This is a genomic window from Caballeronia sp. NK8 (genome assembly GCF_018408855.1).
GTDB lineage: Bacteria > Pseudomonadota > Gammaproteobacteria > Burkholderiales > Burkholderiaceae > Caballeronia.
This window is the reverse complement of sequence record NZ_AP024322.1, coordinates 2,457,768-2,472,656: the sequence shown is the minus strand read 5'-3', so window position 1 is coordinate 2,472,656 and position 14,889 is coordinate 2,457,768. Positions and strand designations below refer to the sequence as shown.

Annotated in this window: 12 protein-coding genes; 5 read left to right on the top strand and 7 right to left on the bottom strand. The window is 64.7% G+C overall.

The window, feature by feature from the left end:
• Positions 1 to 9 precede the first annotated feature (9 nt).
• The 4 genes from NK8_RS11770 to thiL are packed head-to-tail and all read right to left on the bottom strand — an operon-like array spanning position 10 to position 5,398.
• Positions 10 to 3,324 (bottom strand): DEAD/DEAH box helicase, encoded by a 3,315-nt coding sequence (locus NK8_RS11770; protein ID WP_213226448.1) that lies wholly within the window; start codon positions 3,322 to 3,324, stop codon positions 10 to 12.
• Positions 3,325 to 3,340: 16 nt separating this feature from the next.
• Positions 3,341 to 3,841: a CinA family protein gene (locus tag NK8_RS11765; RefSeq protein ID WP_061177766.1), complete on the bottom strand. Its 501-nt coding sequence runs from the start codon at positions 3,839 to 3,841 to the stop codon at positions 3,341 to 3,343.
• Positions 3,842 to 3,867: 26 nt separating this feature from the next.
• Positions 3,868 to 4,410, bottom strand: a complete 543-nt coding sequence (locus tag NK8_RS11760; RefSeq protein WP_213226447.1) for a phosphatidylglycerophosphatase A — start codon at positions 4,408 to 4,410, stop codon at positions 3,868 to 3,870.
• Positions 4,400 to 5,398 (bottom strand): thiamine-phosphate kinase, encoded by a 999-nt coding sequence (gene thiL / locus NK8_RS11755; RefSeq protein ID WP_213226446.1) that lies wholly within the window; start codon positions 5,396 to 5,398, stop codon positions 4,400 to 4,402. Before thiL ends, NK8_RS11760 begins: the two co-directional genes overlap by 11 nt.
• Before the next feature lie 253 nt (positions 5,399 to 5,651).
• Between thiL and NK8_RS11750 the strand changes: the two genes are divergently transcribed.
• The 3 genes from NK8_RS11750 (at position 5,652) to NK8_RS11740 (ending at position 9,426) form a co-directional block, all read left to right on the top strand.
• The gene (locus tag NK8_RS11750; RefSeq protein WP_213226445.1) at positions 5,652 to 7,946 is read left to right on the top strand and encodes an NADP-dependent malic enzyme; all 2,295 of its coding nucleotides are present in this window, start codon (positions 5,652 to 5,654) and stop codon (positions 7,944 to 7,946) included.
• Between the two features lie 420 nt (positions 7,947 to 8,366).
• Positions 8,367 to 8,846, top strand: a complete 480-nt coding sequence (locus NK8_RS11745; protein WP_213228634.1) for a ribonuclease — start codon at positions 8,367 to 8,369, stop codon at positions 8,844 to 8,846.
• A gap of 16 nt (positions 8,847 to 8,862) precedes the next feature.
• A complete protein-coding gene (locus NK8_RS11740) occupies positions 8,863 to 9,426 on the top strand; it encodes a barstar family protein (protein WP_061177769.1) in 564 nt (187 codons plus the stop codon).
• Positions 9,427 to 9,541: 115 nt separating this feature from the next.
• Here the strand turns inward: NK8_RS11740 and NK8_RS11735 are convergent, their stop codons facing one another.
• The gene (locus NK8_RS11735; protein WP_213226444.1) at positions 9,542 to 10,279 is read right to left on the bottom strand and encodes a 16S rRNA (uracil(1498)-N(3))-methyltransferase; all 738 of its coding nucleotides are present in this window, start codon (positions 10,277 to 10,279) and stop codon (positions 9,542 to 9,544) included.
• A gap of 65 nt (positions 10,280 to 10,344) precedes the next feature.
• Positions 10,345 to 10,758: a glyoxalase/bleomycin resistance/extradiol dioxygenase family protein gene (locus NK8_RS11730; RefSeq protein WP_162066312.1), complete on the bottom strand. Its 414-nt coding sequence runs from the start codon at positions 10,756 to 10,758 to the stop codon at positions 10,345 to 10,347.
• Between the two features lie 469 nt (positions 10,759 to 11,227).
• Between NK8_RS11730 and tkt the strand changes: the two genes are divergently transcribed.
• Both tkt and gap read left to right on the top strand, forming a co-directional pair.
• A complete protein-coding gene (tkt, locus tag NK8_RS11725; protein ID WP_213226443.1) occupies positions 11,228 to 13,279 on the top strand; it encodes a transketolase in 2,052 nt (683 codons plus the stop codon).
• A gap of 48 nt (positions 13,280 to 13,327) precedes the next feature.
• Entirely contained in the window at positions 13,328 to 14,338 is a 1,011-nt protein-coding gene (gap, locus tag NK8_RS11720) for a type I glyceraldehyde-3-phosphate dehydrogenase (protein WP_162066310.1), read from the top strand.
• Between the two features lie 69 nt (positions 14,339 to 14,407).
• On the opposite strand, the gene NK8_RS11715 is transcribed toward gap, so the two are convergent.
• Positions 14,408 to 14,797 carry a hypothetical protein gene (locus tag NK8_RS11715; protein WP_061177774.1) on the bottom strand — a complete coding sequence of 130 codons (390 nt, stop codon included), beginning with the start codon at positions 14,795 to 14,797 and terminating at the stop codon, positions 14,408 to 14,410.
• Positions 14,798 to 14,889 lie beyond the last annotated feature (92 nt).

Here is a 14,889-nt window from a genome sequence, read left to right as displayed (position 1 = left end):
ACGCGCGGTTCAGGCATCGGGAATCGGCGCGAACAGCGCGTCGATGTCCTCGGCGGAGAACTTCTCCACCGCGCGCGAATCTTCGGACAGAATCCCCGCGGCGAGCGCTGCCTTGCGCTCCTGCATCGACAGAATCTTTTCCTCGATGCTGCCCGTCGCCACGAGCTTGTACACGAACACCGGCTTGTCCTGCCCGATGCGGTGCGCCCGGTCTGTCGCCTGATTCTCGGCGGCGGGGTTCCACCACGGGTCGTAATGAATGACGGTATCGGCGGCGGTCAGGTTCAGGCCGACGCCGCCCGCTTTCAGGCTGATCAGGAAGATCGGCGCTTCGCCGGCCTGAAAGCGCTGCACGGGCGTCGTGCGATCGGCGGTTTCGCCCGTCAGCGTGACGTAGCCGAGACCGGCCGCGTCGAGCGCGGCGGAGATGATCGCGAGCATGCCCGTGAATTGCGAGAACACCAGCACGCGCCGGCCTTCCTCGATCAGGTTCGGCAGCATGTCGAGCAACAGCGCGAGCTTGGCCGAATCCGACGTTTTTTTCGCGCCCGGCAGTTTGACGAGCGACGGATCGCAGCACACCTGCCGCAGCTTCAGCAGCGCGTCGAGCATCAGGATGTGGCTGCGTGCGAAACCTTGCTGCGCGATCGCATCGCGCACCTTCTTCTGCATCGCGGCGCGCACGGTCTCATAGAGATCGCGCTGCGCGCCTTCCAGCTCGACGCTGCGCACGATCATGGTCTTCGGCGGCAGTTCGGTCGCGACATCGTCCTTTCGGCGACGGAGCAGGAAGGGGCGAATCCGGCGCGCGAGCAGGTCACGGCGCGTCGAATCGTTGTACTTTTCGATCGGTTTGCGCCAGCGGGCCGCGAAGTCTTTTTGCGTGCCCAGAAAGCCGGGCAGCAGGAAATCGAACTGCGACCAGAGTTCGCCCAGATGATTCTCGAGCGGCGTGCCGGTCAGGCACAGGCGATGCCGCGCGCGCAACGTGCGGATGACGCCCGCCGCCTTGCTCGAGGCGTTCTTCACGTACTGCGCCTCGTCGAGTATCAGCAGGTGATAGTCGTGTTGCGCAAGCGCTTCGTGATCGCGCCAGACGAGCGGATACGTCGTGACGATGAGTTCGTGCTCCGGGATGAGCGCGAAGCGTTCGTGGCGCTGCGGCCCATGCAGATCCAGCACTTTGAGCCGTGGCGCGAAACGGCGCGCTTCTTCCTGCCAGTTGTTGACGAGCGTGGTCGGCACGACGATCAGTGCCGGGCGCGTCAGACGGCCGGCTTCCTTTTCGACGAGGATGTGCGCGAGCGTCTGCACGGTCTTGCCGAGGCCCATGTCGTCGGCGAGCACGCCGGCGAGATCGTGTTCGCGCAGGAACTGCATCCAGTCGACGCCTTCGCGCTGGTAATCGCGCAACTTCGCTTTCAGGCCGCGCGGCACGGCGATCCGGCGCGGTCCGGCGGCTTTGCGCAGCCGCTGCGCGAGTCCGACCACCGACGCGTCGCCGTCGAATTGCCAGCGCAATCGTTCATCGGCTTCGGCGAGGCGGCCGGCTTCGAGCGCCGACAGTCGCAACGGTGTTTCCGCTTGAGGATCGGCGCGGTCGAACAGGTCGATCAGCGCATGCACGAGCGGTTTGATCCGCGCGGCGCGCACCATGAAGCGCCTGCCCGCCAGAGTACGGAATTCGACGGCGTGGGCGTCGTCGATCAGATCGATCGCGCCGTTGAGCCAGCGGCGGTCGCGCGCGAAGAGTTCGGCGAGCAGCGGTTCCAGGCGCACGCGCTCCGTCTCGACCATGATGCCCAGTTCGAGATCGAACCAGTTGTTCTCGGCGGCACGCGCGGTCGCCTCGATTTCTTCGATCTCGACGACATCGAAACGCGAGTTCGGCTCGATGATCACGCGCCAGCCGGCTGCACGCAGCGCGGGCACCTGTTCGGCGACGAACGCTGGCCACGCATCCTGCGAGGGCAAGACGAAGGCGCCGGCATACTGGGAGTCGTCGTGATGGCCCCGCACGCCGGTAATGGACTTCAGTCCGGCTTCGATCAGACGATTCCAGCACGCGTCTTCGGCATCTTGCCGGCGCGCAATACGGACGCGTTCGCCGTCCGCGAGCCGCACGAGCGTCTCGAGACCGTTCGCCGGAATCGTGATGCCGCCGTAGTCGAAATCGAACCGGGCGATATCGAGTTCCACCGGCGGCGCGTTCAGCCTGCGAGGCGCGTCGAGCAGGAGCGTGGCGAGCGTGAGCACGGGGACTGGCGCGGCGTCGATCGTGCGGGTCCCCGCGTCGCCGTCGGCGGGCGGCGCGGGCAGTTCGGACGCGAATTCGGCGAGCGCCGCGCGCACGATGGCCGCTTCCTCGAGCGTCAGCACCGGCATCGCCAGGTAGTCGGCGAGGAGTTCGTCGGGCACGGGTGAATCGACGGGGCCGGTTTCGTTCCTGACGCCATCGAAGTACCACGGTGGTTCGGTCGGCAGCACGACGCCGCCTTCCGGTTCGGTTTCGAGCGCCGCGAAGATCATGTCGTCGTGGTGCGGAATCCATTCGACATTGCCGCGGCGGCGCGCGCCTTCGCGCAAAGGCTGTTTCAGCTGCAGGGCATTCGCGTTCGGCTCGAAGTAGAGGCGGCCCGTCGCTAGCATCATCTGCCACACCACCGCGCCGCGCTTGCCGAATGGTGCGTAACCGTCGCCCGAATAGCCGCGCTCGGTTCTGAGCGCGCGGATGATCGCGTCGTCCTCGGTGGACACGAATTTAGGCGGGCTTTTCCAGGCGGCGTAGTTCGGGTACCAGCTTTCGGTCGCGCGGATCGCGCCATCGACGTTGAGCCGCGCCTTGAGGGTCACCAGCTCGAAACCCGAGTGACCGCGCAGGGACGGCATGAGCACGTAGACGATCTGATACACCGCGCCGGTAGCGGATCGGGCCGCTTTCGCCTGCGCCTGCCGCGTCGCCTCGACCTTGGCGCGAAAGCCCGACAGCCACCGCTCGACGGCCATGCTCACGCCGGATCGCTCAGCCGCTTCCTTTCGCTCCAGCCAGGCGAGCAGCGTTGCCGCGACATGCTTGCAGTCATACCCGACCGGGCAGGAGCAGTAGCCGTGCGGCCGGCCGCTCTGGAATGTGATCTCGACCATGTACGGCGCCGGTTGCGTCCCCGGTACCTGCGCGTACATCATGTGCTTCACCAAGTCGATATCCGCGACGGCATGAACATAGCCGAGCGCCTTGCCGATGGTCTTCGGGCCCATCCAGCGGGCCACCTGGTCTCTGGTGTATGTGGCCGGATCGGCCGTCTGGCTATCTGGTTTCGTCATGCGATGCAACTGCGTCTCACCGTTCACGCTGATCCAGAAATTCCAGCAGCTTGCGCAGCGCATGCGCGGCCGCCTGCGCGCGCACCTGTTCGCGGTCGCCCTTGAACAGTTGCGTTTCGACGCCGGTATGAAGGCGGTTGCTCCAGGCGAACGACACCGTGCCGACCGGCTTCGCATCGCTTCCGCCCGCCGGGCCCGCGACGCCCGTGATCGCCACCGACACCTGCGCGCGGCTGTTGCGCAGCGCGCCTTCGGCCATCGCCTTCGCGACGGGTTCGCTCACCGCGCCGTGCTGCTCGATCAGCGCCGCCGGGACGCCGATCATCTCGATCTTGGCGAGATTCGAATAGGTGACGAAGCCGCGCTCGAACCACGCGCTGCTGCCCGAAATATCCGTGATGGCGGTCGCGACCATGCCGCCCGTGCACGACTCGGCGGTGGCGAGCATCAGCCGTTCGTCGCGCAGCTTGTTGCCGACGCGAATCGCAAGTTGGTGAACGACGGTGTCGGTTGGCATGGCGGTGTTCTCGATGGATGGGAAAGTCAGACGGTCATGCGCCAGAGCGCGATCACGAGCAGCGTGAAGAACGCCGCGACGAGATCATCGAACATGATGCCGAAGCCACCTTTCAGATGGCGGTCGAAATAGCGGATGGGCGGCGGCTTCACCATGTCGAAGAAACGGAACACAATGAACGCCCACAACTGACCGGTAAATGTCGCGGGCGTGACGAGCAGCAGCACGAGCCAGAACGCGACGATCTCATCCCACACGACCGGCGACGGGTCCGCGACGCCCATTTTCTTGGCGGTGAAGCCGGTGAACCAGCATCCGGCGATAAAGCCGACGACGATCAGCGCGCCCCACGCCGCGACCGTCATATGCGGGTTGAAGACGATGAACGTCAGCCACGCGAACAGCGTGCCGACCGTTCCCGGCGCGACGGGGGACAGCCCGCTGCCGCAGCCGAGCGAAAGAATATGGAGCGGATGCGTGAGCATGAAGCGCGCGCTCGCCTTGCGCGGCGCGCGCGGCGCATTGCGTGAATCGTTCGGTTCGCCCGCGAGGGTCGGGTCAGTCTGCATGAAAATGATCGAAGCCTTGCAACGTCAGGGAGAGCGGCGCGCCGGCGGCATCGCGCCAGGCGATACCGGGCGCACCGGATGATTCGATTGTACCGATGCGGGTCAGCGGCACTTTCACGCTCGTCGCGATATTCGCGAGCGCCGCGCGCGCGGCCGGCGGCGCGGTGAAGCAGAGCTCGTAGTCATCGCCGCCGGCGAGCGTGCATTGGCGGCGCGCGGCCTCGGGCAGCGCGCGGACGGCGTCCGAGCACGGCACGGCATCGGCATCGACGACGGCGCGCACGCCCGAGCGTTTCAGGATGTGCATGAGATCGCCCGCGAGGCCGTCGGAGATATCGAGCGCCGCGTGCGCCACGCCGCGCAGGGCGAGACCGAGCGCGACGCGCGGCTCGGGCCGCTCCAGCGCGCGCTGCCAGTTTGCGGCGGTGGCTTCGTCGGGTGCGCGCCATTCGTTGCGGATCGCGCCGAGTCCCGCGCGCGCATCGCCCAGCGTGCCGGACACCCAGATGTCGTCGCCAGGCCGCGCGGCGTCTCGACGCAGGGCCGCGCCGTGCGGCACGTCGCCGAACACGGTGATGCAGAGATTCAGCGGACCGCTCGTCGTATCGCCGCCGACGAGCGCGCAGTCGTGCCGGTCGGCGAGCGCGAAGAGGCCATTGCTGAACGCTTCGAGCCATGCTTCGTCGGCGCGCGGCAGCGCGAGCGCGAGCGTGAACGCGTGCGGCTGCGCGCCCATCGCGGCGAGGTCCGACAGATTCACGGCGAGCGCCTTGTGCCCGAGCGCGTAAGGATCGACATCGGGAAAGAAGTGGCGGCCTTCGACCAGCATGTCCGTCGAAATGGCGAGCTGATGCCCGGCGGGCGGCGCGATCAGCGCGCAGTCGTCGCCGATGCCGAGCGGCCGCGCGGCTTCGTCGTCATGACGTGGCGAGGGCGCGGTCGCGCGGCGGGCAAAGAAGCGGTCGATCAGAGAAAACTCGGAGAGCATCGTCGGCGATGAAATGGTTTTTTGTGCGCTGCAAGAGAACGACGCGGGACGCGCAAGGACCCCGAAAGCTTCCGTCCCGTGTCTCGAAAAAATCGAACGAAGCGCCGCGAGCCTTGCCCCACGGAGCGATCAGACCGTTTCCGGTCACGGCACTTGTAGCCGAAATGCATGGAGCGCGGCCCGAAACCGCCCCTGATTGGCGCTACAATGCGTTCGAACTTCCATTCTAATTCCCGCACTGCTAGCCCGCCTTATGACGACTGACGCCAATACGAAGTTGCGCGAAGCCGCGCTCGATTATCACGAATTCCCGGTTCCGGGAAAGATCGCGATCGCGCCCACGAAGCAGATGATCAACCAGCGCGACCTCGCGCTCGCCTATTCGCCGGGCGTCGCGTTCGCGTGTGAAGCGATCGTGGAGGATCCGCTGAACGCGGCGCGCTTCACCGCGCGCAGCAATCTCGTGGGCGTCGTGTCGAACGGCACGGCCGTGCTGGGTCTAGGCAACATCGGGCCGCTCGCGTCGAAGCCGGTGATGGAAGGCAAGGCCGTGCTGTTCAAGAAGTTCGCCGGCATCGACGTGTTCGATATCGAGCTGAACGAAAACGACCCGCACAAGCTCGTCGACGTGATCGCCGCGCTGGAGCCGACTTTCGGCGGCATCAATCTGGAAGACATCAAGGCGCCGGACTGCTTCATCGTCGAGCGCGAATGCCGCAAGCGCATGAAGATTCCCGTCTTCCACGACGACCAGCACGGCACGGCGATCGTCGTCGCGGCGGCGGTCACCAATGGTCTGAAGGTCGTCAGCAAGAATATCGGCGAAGTGAAGCTGGTTGCGTCGGGCGCGGGTGCGGCGGCGCTGGCCTGCCTGAACCTGCTCGTCGATCTCGGCATGAAGCGCGAGAACATCTACGTGACCGATCTCGCCGGCGTGGTCTACAAGGGCCGCACCGAACTCATGGACCCGGACAAGGAACTGTTCGCCCGCGAAACCAGCGCGCGCACGCTCGCTGAAGTGATGGAAGGCGCGGACGTGTTCCTCGGTCTGTCGGCGGGCGGCGTGCTCAAGCAGGACATGGTCAAGCAGATGGCCGCGAAGCCGCTGATCCTCGCGCTCGCCAATCCGACGCCGGAAATCCTGCCGGAACTCGCGCTCGAAGTGCGCCCGGACGCGGTGCTCGCCACGGGCCGCACGGACTATCCGAACCAGGTCAACAACGTTCTGTGCTTCCCGTTCATCTTCCGCGGCGCGCTGGACGTGGGCGCGACCGTCATCACGAAGGAAATGGAAATCGCGGCGGTGAACGCGATTGCGGAACTGGCGCGTCAGGAGCAGAGCGATATCGTCGCGACGGCTTATGGCATTCAGGACTTGTCCTTCGGTCCGGAATATCTGATTCCGAAGCCGTTCGATCCGCGTCTGATCGTGAAGATCGCGCCGGCGGTGGCGAAAGCCGCGATGGACTCCGGCGTCGCGACGCGTCCGATCGAGGACATGGAAGCCTACGAGCAGCATCTGCAGCAGTTCGTCTATCACAGCGGCACGACGATGAAGCCGGTGTTCCAGCTCGCGCGCAGCGTCGAGCCGGAGAAGAAGCGCATCGTGTTCGCGGAGGGCGAGGAAGAGCGCGTGCTGCGCGCGGTGCAGATCGCCGTCGATGAAAAGATCGCGAAGCCGATTCTCATCGGCCGTCCGGCGGTCATCGCGCAGCGCATCCAGAAGTTCGGCCTGCGCCTTACGGCGGGCACCGATTTCTCCGTCGTCGATACGGATCACGACGAGCGTTACCGCGATTTCTGGCAGACCTACGCGAAGATGATGGCGCGCAAGGGCATCAGCGAGCAGATGGCGAAGCTCGAAATGCGCCGCCGCACGACGCTCATCGGCGCGATGCTCGTGCAGAAGGGCGAAGCCGACGGCATGATCTGCGGCACGGTGAGCACGACGCATCGCCATCTGCACTTCATCGATCAGGTGATCGGCAAGAAGGAAGGCGCGAAGGTGTACGCGGCGATGAACGCGCTCGTGCTGCCGGGCCGGCAGATTTTCATCGTCGATACGCACGTGAACGTCGATCCGACGCCCGAGCAGCTCGCCGAAATCACCATTCTGGCGGCGGAAGAAGTGAAGCGCTTCGGCATCGTGCCGAAGATCGCGCTGCTGTCGCATTCGAACTTCGGCACGAGCAACGCGCCGAGCGCCCAGAAGATGCGCGAGGTGCTCGCGATCCTCAAGGAGCGCGCGCCCGATCTCGACGTGGATGGCGAAATGCACGGCGACGTCGCGCTGGATTCGCGCTTGCGCCGCGAAGTGCTGCCGGAATCGACGCTCGAGGGCGATGCGAACCTGCTGATCCTGCCGAACATCGACGCGGCGAACATCTCGTACAACCTGCTGAAGACGGCGGCGGGAAGCGGCATCGCGATCGGGCCGATCCTGCTCGGCGCGGCCAAGCCGGTGCACGTGCTGACGTCGTCGGCGACAGTGCGGCGGATCGTCAACATGACGGCGTTGCTGGTGGCGGACGCGACGGCTACGCGCTAAGCGCGGCTTCGGTTTGACATGAAACGCGGCGGCGCTCCCGCCGCGTTTTGTTTGGACAAAAACAATGGCGTGCCGTGACACACGGCACGCCCGAGAAAAAGCAAGAGGGGTGTCTGCTTTTACCCGCGAAATGCGGGATCGTCGGCGGAGCGCGTTGCCGTGAAGCTGGCGACGAGTGAGGCGGCTCGTCCAGAGGCTTCAAGATCCCACGCGTCGAATTATTATCCTGCGAAAGATAAAAATCTCTCAGATTTGGGCTAAATGCGGCCGATGAAGCGCGCCCGGAATTGCTCGACGCGATCAATCTAAGAAAAAATTTCCGATTTTCGGCCTGACGTTGCTTCGCCCTGTCATTAGCGATACCCTTACATCTTTCATGGTCGTCGAATTCTGGTGTAACGCGAGGACAACCGTTTGGTGATGCGCGCGCGGGTTCTGTGTTCCGTCGTCGTCCTGAGCGTCCTGTTGGGCGCATGCGGCAAGGACGAACCTCGCAGTGGCGTTCAGGAACCGGTTGCGTCGGCGAGTCCGGCGCCGGTTGCGCCAGTGGAACCGGTCCGGGAGGCGCAGTCACGGCAGCTTGACGCGACCGGCGGGCAGGAGCGTGACGGGTTCGCCACCGTCCACATCGCGCAATTGCCCAGGCAGGCGGTCGCGACCTTGCGGCTGATCGAAGCGGGCGGCCCTTTCCCTTTTGAGAAGGACGGCGTCGTGTTCGGCAATCGCGAGCGTCTGCTGCCGCGGCATGCACGCGGCTACTACCACGAATACACCGTTCCCACGCCGCGCGCGCGGGATCGCGGCGCGCGCCGGATCGTTTGCGGCGGCCCGAAGAAGCAGATCGGCGATTGCTACTACACGGACGACCACTACGCCAGTTTCAAACGCATTGCGGATTAACTACGGGATTAACGGCATGAGCGACAACATCTACGCGCACGACCATAGCGTCGCGGGTGATCTTTTCGCCACCGGCGATGGCAACCTGTTCCAGCGAGTATTGCGGTTACGCATGACAGAACACGACAACAGACCCGACGACGAGACCAGGCCTGAGGAGTTCCATTCGCAAGAGGATCCTGAAGCGCTGTTTGCCACCGTGCGGCCTAATATCGTGCAGTCGATACGCGCGTTCCGCGTGCAGGATCTCGCGGACGAAGCGAACCGCCTGGGCCAGCATTTTCTCTACGCCTATCTCGGTCAGGCTCAGAGCAAGCAGGAAGTGCTCGAGACCATCGCCACCTCGTTCATTTTCCCCAAGCATTTCGGCAAGAACTACGACGCGCTCTACGATTCGCTCACCGATCTCGTTCACAAGGCGGGCTCGCAGCCGGGTTTCGTGATCGTGCTGGAGCAATTGCCGATCGCGCAGAAATTCGACAAGGAAGGGCGTGAAGTCCTCCTCGACGTCTTCCGCGATGCAGCGGAGTTCTGGGCCGAGCGGAAAGTGGCTTTCCGCGTGTTTTACTCGTTCGTCTGAGTTTGCTCGGCCGCCGCGCTCGCGGCGGTCAGGATGGTGCAGCAGCCCGATGAGCGCAGCCGAAAGGCGCGTTCATCGGGCTGTTTTGGTTGGCGCGCCGGAGTGTGACGGAGACTCACCAGCCGCCCCAGCGCGCGGCCAGCGCGGCGAGCACCGCGATGCCGGCCGTCTCGGTGCGCAACACGCGCGGGCCGAGGCCGAGCGTGGCAAAGCCCGCATCGACGATCGCGCTTTCTTCGCCGGGCGAGAAGCCCGCTTCGGGGCCGATCAGCAACGTGACCGGAGCGCGCGGCGGATCGGCGGGCAGCGAAGTGAAGCTGACTTCGGCGCGCGGCGAGAGCAGCAGGCGCAGTTCGCCATCGGTGGCGGCGGGCAGATCGGCGAGCCAGGCGTCGAGATCGCGCGGCGGGGCGACATCCGGCACGCGGTTGCGGCCGCACTGCTCGCACGCTGCGCGCGTGAGCGCCTGCCAGTGCGCCTGACGCTTCAATGCGCGCTCGCCGGCGAGACGCACGACGCCGCGCTCGGCGGTGATAGGCGCGATGGCTGCCACGCCGAGTTCCACCGCCTTCTCAATGAGCCAGTCCATCTTGTCGCCGCCCGCCACACCTTGCGCGAGCGTCACGCGATAAGGCGGCTCGACCTCGCGCGCGCTGTGTTCGTTGAGGCGCGCGGTGGCTGCCCGTTTGGCGATATCGACGAGCTCCCCGCGATATTCGCCGCCGGCGCCATCGAAGAGCGTGATCGCGTCGCCGGTCTGCAGGCGCAGGACGTGGACGTGACGCACGACGTCATCGGGAAGGGTGAGAGTCTGGCCCACGCGAAGTGGGCCGTCGACGTGAAAACGTGGCATGGATGGTCGATCGCGGATATTCGATCCGCGGATAGTAGTGATACCTGACGGCGATGCGAGCGCGTTTAACGCAGATGCCGCGCGATGGCCCAGCGATAGCCGTCCGGGTCTTCGATCTGCGCGAAACGGTCGCCCCAGAACTGGTCCTGCGGCTCGATGAGGGATTTGGCGCCGACGGCGAGCGCCTGCTGAAACGTCGCGTCGACGTCGTCGACATACAGATAGAACGACTGCGGCGCCATCAGGCCGGCGCTCTTCGGCGTGCGCGCCTGCGAACCGTATGCGCCTTCGGGCGCGAACATCACGATCAACTGCCCGCGATAAGCCATCTCGACGTGAATGATCGTGCCGTCGTCGTTCACGCTGTCGCGCACCGCGAAGCCGAGCGCCTTTTCATAGAACGCGATGCTCACGCGCGCATCGCGCACGGTGAGGTACGGGATCAGCCAGGGCACGTCGGCGGGGCGAGGGTCGGTCATCGAAAGCACTCCTTGAAGCCTTGCTGCTGCACATTGACAGGCATTTTGCCATGAAGCCGTACGAACAATGGACCGGCGAGGATTTTGCAGAACGAGCCGCGCGCCAGACGGATTTCGCCGGAACAACGTCCGTCGATGATGCGCGTTACCGTGTAATGTGACGCGTTGTCACGAAGTCGTGACAGTGGCCGTAACGCTTGCGACGCGCGCGGCGAGGCGCAGTTCCCGCAGATCGCCGACGGTCATTTGCACGGAACATGCCCGCGCCCCGGGACGCCTGGCCGCACCCGCTTTGCCATGCTTGCGGCGCGTGTCAATCGGACCGGTCTGTTAGAATGACGGCCTCCCGATCCTCGTCGTTTCTCGTCGTTCCGGTCCTGAAAACGTTGTGTCCCGCGGGTCCGGCTCGGGTGAGAAGTACTGCAAGAGAAGCACCGTGGATCATTTCAGGACCTGCCCCAGACTCGACATGACGATCCCGACCTCCAGCCAGTCCGCCCTCATGGCCAACGCGATCCGCGCGCTTGCCATGGACGCCGTTCAACAAGCCAATTCCGGTCACCCCGGCATGCCGATGGGCATGGCCGAAATTGGCGTCGCGCTGTGGTCGCGCCATCTGAAGCACAACCCGACGAACCCGCACTGGTTCGATCGCGACCGTTTCGTTCTGTCGAACGGTCATGGTTCGATGCTGCTTTACTCGCTCCTGCATCTCACCGGCTACGACCTGCCGCTCGCCGAACTGAAGAATTTCCGCCAGTTGCATTCGAAGACGCCGGGCCACCCGGAATACGGCATGACGGCGGGCGTCGAGACGACCACGGGCCCGCTCGGCCAGGGCGTCGGCAATGCCGTCGGCATGGCGCTCGCCGAAGCGCTGCTCGCCGCTGAATTCAACAAGGCGGACGCGAAGATCGTCGATCACTACACGTACGTGTTCCTCGGCGACGGCTGTCTGATGGAAGGCATCTCGCACGAAGCCTGCTCGCTCGCGGGCACGCTGAAGCTGAACAAGCTGATCGCGCTGTACGACGACAACGGCATCTCGATCGACGGCCACGTCGAGCACTGGTTCCACGACGACACGCCGAAGCGCTTCGAAGCGTACGGCTGGAACGTGATCCGCGCGGTGGACGGCCACAGCGTCGATGCGGTCGATGCGGCCATCGCCGCAGCGAAGAAGTCGGACAAGCCGACTTTGATCTGCTGCCGCACGGTCATCGGCAAGGGCGCGCCGACCAAGGCGGGCGGTCACGACGCGCACGGCGCGCCGCTCGGCGACAAGGAAATCGCGGCGACGCGCGCGGCCATCGGCTGGAATTACGGTCCGTTCGAAATTCCGCAGGAAGTCTACGCAGCGTGGGACGCGAAGGAACAAGGCGCGCACGCTGAAACCGAGTGGAACAAGGCATTCGACGCCTACAAGGCGAAGTACGCCAGCGAAGGCACGGAATTCGCGCGCCGCATGACAGGCGAACTGCCCGCGAACTGGGCCGAAGCTGCCGCGAAGATCATCGAGGACGCGAACCAGAAGGGCGAGACCGTTGCGACGCGCAAGGCATCGCAGAACACGATCGAAGGGCTGGCTGCGGCGCTGCCGGAACTGCTCGGCGGCTCGGCCGACCTGACCGGTTCGAACCTCACCAACTGGAAGGCGTCCAAAGCGGTGCGTGCTGCTGGCGACGAGGAGAACGCGAATCCGGATCACGCGGGCATCCAGTGGGGCAATCACATCAACTACGGCGTGCGCGAGTTCGGCATGAGCGCGGCCATCAACGGTCTCGCGCTGCATGGCGGCTATCGTCCGTTCGGCGGCACGTTCCTGACGTTCTCGGACTACAGCCGCAACGCGTTGCGCGTCGCCGCGTTGATGAAGTCGCGCTCGATCTTCGTGTTCACGCACGATTCCATCGGCCTCGGTGAAGACGGCCCGACGCACCAGTCGATCGAGCACGTGTCCAGCCTGCGCCTGATTCCGAATCTGCAGACGTGGCGCCCGGCGGATACCGTCGAGACGGCCGTCGCGTGGACGCATGCGATCGCGCATCATGGTCCGTCGACGCTGATCTTCAGCCGTCAGAACCTGCAATTCTCGGCGCGCAACGACATTCAGATCGCCAACATCGCGAAGGGCGGCTACGTGCTGCGCGACTGGAACGACGACATCCCCGCGCGCAAGATCATCCTCATCGCGACCGGCTCGGAAGTGCAGCTCGCGATGGAAGCGGTCGAGGCGCTGGCGAAGGAAGGCATCGGCGCGCGCGTCGTGTCGATGCCCTGCACGAACCTGTTCGACAAGCAGGACGCCGAATACCGCGAGCGCGTGCTGCCCAAGGGCGTGGCGCGCGTGGCGATCGAGGCGGGCGTGACGGATTTCTGGCGCAAGTACGTGGGCCTCGAAGGCGGCGTGGTCGGCATCGACACGTTCGGCGAGTCGGCCCCGGCGGGCGCGCTGTTCAAGCATTTCGGCTTCACGGTGGAGAACGTCGTCGGGACGGCGAAGTCCGTTCTCGCCGCGTAAGCACTGATCTCAGCGAAGCAAGGTTTTTTTGAGCCAAGGAGATAGACCATGACGATTCGCGTTGCAATCAACGGCTACGGCCGGATCGGCCGCAACACGCTGCGCGCCCTCTATGAAAACGGCAAGAAGCACGATATCGAGATCGTCGCCATCAACGATCTGGGCGATGCCAAGACGAACGCGCATCTGACGCAATACGACACCGCGCACGGCAAGTTCCCGGGTGAAGTGTCAGTGGACGGCGATTACCTCGTCGTCAACGGCGACAAGATCCGCGTGCTGGCGAACCGCAATCCGGCCGAACTGCCGTGGGGCGAGTTGAAGGTCGACGTGGTGCTGGAGTGCACGGGCTTTTTCACGACCAAGGAAAAGGCGAGCGCGCACATCAAGGGCGGTGCGAAGAAGGTCATCATCTCGGCGCCGGGCGGCAAGGACGTGGACGCGACCGTCGTGTACGGCGTGAACCATCACGTGCTGAAGGCTTCGGATACGGTCATCTCGAACGCATCGTGCACGACGAACTGCCTGGCACCGCTCGTCAAGCCGCTGAACGACAAGATCGGTCTGGTGAACGGTCTGATGACCACGATCCACGCCTACACGAACGATCAGGTCCTGACCGACGTGTATCACGAAGACCTGCGCCGCGCGCGCTCGGCCACGCACAGCCAGATCCCGACGAAGACGGGCGCGGCTTCCGCGGTCGGCCTCGTGCTGCCGGAGCTGAACGGCAAGCTGGATGGCTACGCGATTCGCGTGCCGACGATCAACGTATCGGTCGTCGATCTGTCGTTCATCGCCGCGCGCGACACGACGGTCGAGGAAGTCAACAAGATCATGAAGGAAGCGTCGGAAGGCGCGCTGAAGGGCGTGCTCGGTTACAACGATGCGCCGCTGGTCTCGATCGACTACAACCACAACCCGGCTTCGTCGACGTTCGACTCGACGCTCACGAAGGTGTCGGGCCGTCTCGTGAAGGTGTCGAGCTGGTACGACAACGAGTGGGGCTTCTCGAACCGCATGCTGGATACGGCGGTTGCACTCGCGAACGCCAAGTAAGTTTCGGCTTGCTGAAACGACAAAGCCGCTCTTCGGAGCGGCTTTGTTTTTTGCAGCTTTTAGTCTGCGTTACGCGAGCTTCTCGCGCAGAAACGATACGACGTAAGGTGTCGCCGCCGCCGCGACCGTGGCTGCCGTGCCGGGGTCCATGCCCATGCGCGCGGCGATCGATTCGGCGATGCGCCCCGTGAGAACGCCTTCGCCACCTTCCTCCATCGATTTCAGAAAGCCGTCTCCGCGCACGAGTCCGGCGGCGAACGCCGCGAAAAAGCTCTTGCCGGGATGATCGCCGAGCAAGCCCTGGCTTTGTTCTTCGGCGTGCGCGTGCGCGGTCTGCGCGGCGGTACTGAGCATCTGCTGGCTATCTTCGGGGCTGAAGCCCTGATCGGTCAGCGCTTGCGTGGCTTGCGCGCCGTGATCCGAGGATAGAAATTCCGAAACGAGTTGTTGCATGTCCATCGACGCTGCTCCTCTTGATGTTCGTCAATTGCAGGGCAGCGCAAGCGGATCGAAACCTCCATCACGCACGGCCCTTGCTGAGACTGACGACA

What these genes read in the sequence shown, in the direction of transcription:
- NK8_RS11770 (WP_213226448.1), bottom strand. Translation starts at nt 3,324, where the DNA reads ATGACGAAACCAGATAGCCAGACGGCCGATCCGGCCACATACACCAGA.
- NK8_RS11765 (WP_061177766.1), bottom strand. Translation starts at nt 3,841, where the DNA reads ATGCCAACCGACACCGTCGTTCACCAACTTGCGATTCGCGTCGGCAAC.
- NK8_RS11760 (WP_213226447.1), bottom strand. Translation starts at nt 4,410, where the DNA reads ATGCAGACTGACCCGACCCTCGCGGGCGAACCGAACGATTCACGCAAT.
- thiL (WP_213226446.1), bottom strand. Translation starts at nt 5,398, where the DNA reads ATGCTCTCCGAGTTTTCTCTGATCGACCGCTTCTTTGCCCGCCGCGCG.
- NK8_RS11750 (WP_213226445.1), top strand. Translation starts at nt 5,652, where the DNA reads ATGACGACTGACGCCAATACGAAGTTGCGCGAAGCCGCGCTCGATTAT.
- NK8_RS11745 (WP_213228634.1), top strand. Translation starts at nt 8,367, where the DNA reads ATGCGCGCGCGGGTTCTGTGTTCCGTCGTCGTCCTGAGCGTCCTGTTG.
- NK8_RS11740 (WP_061177769.1), top strand. Translation starts at nt 8,863, where the DNA reads ATGAGCGACAACATCTACGCGCACGACCATAGCGTCGCGGGTGATCTT.
- NK8_RS11735 (WP_213226444.1), bottom strand. Translation starts at nt 10,279, where the DNA reads ATGCCACGTTTTCACGTCGACGGCCCACTTCGCGTGGGCCAGACTCTC.
- NK8_RS11730 (WP_162066312.1), bottom strand. Translation starts at nt 10,758, where the DNA reads ATGACCGACCCTCGCCCCGCCGACGTGCCCTGGCTGATCCCGTACCTC.
- tkt (WP_213226443.1), top strand. Translation starts at nt 11,228, where the DNA reads ATGACGATCCCGACCTCCAGCCAGTCCGCCCTCATGGCCAACGCGATC.
- gap (WP_162066310.1), top strand. Translation starts at nt 13,328, where the DNA reads ATGACGATTCGCGTTGCAATCAACGGCTACGGCCGGATCGGCCGCAAC.
- NK8_RS11715 (WP_061177774.1), bottom strand. Translation starts at nt 14,797, where the DNA reads ATGGACATGCAACAACTCGTTTCGGAATTTCTATCCTCGGATCACGGC.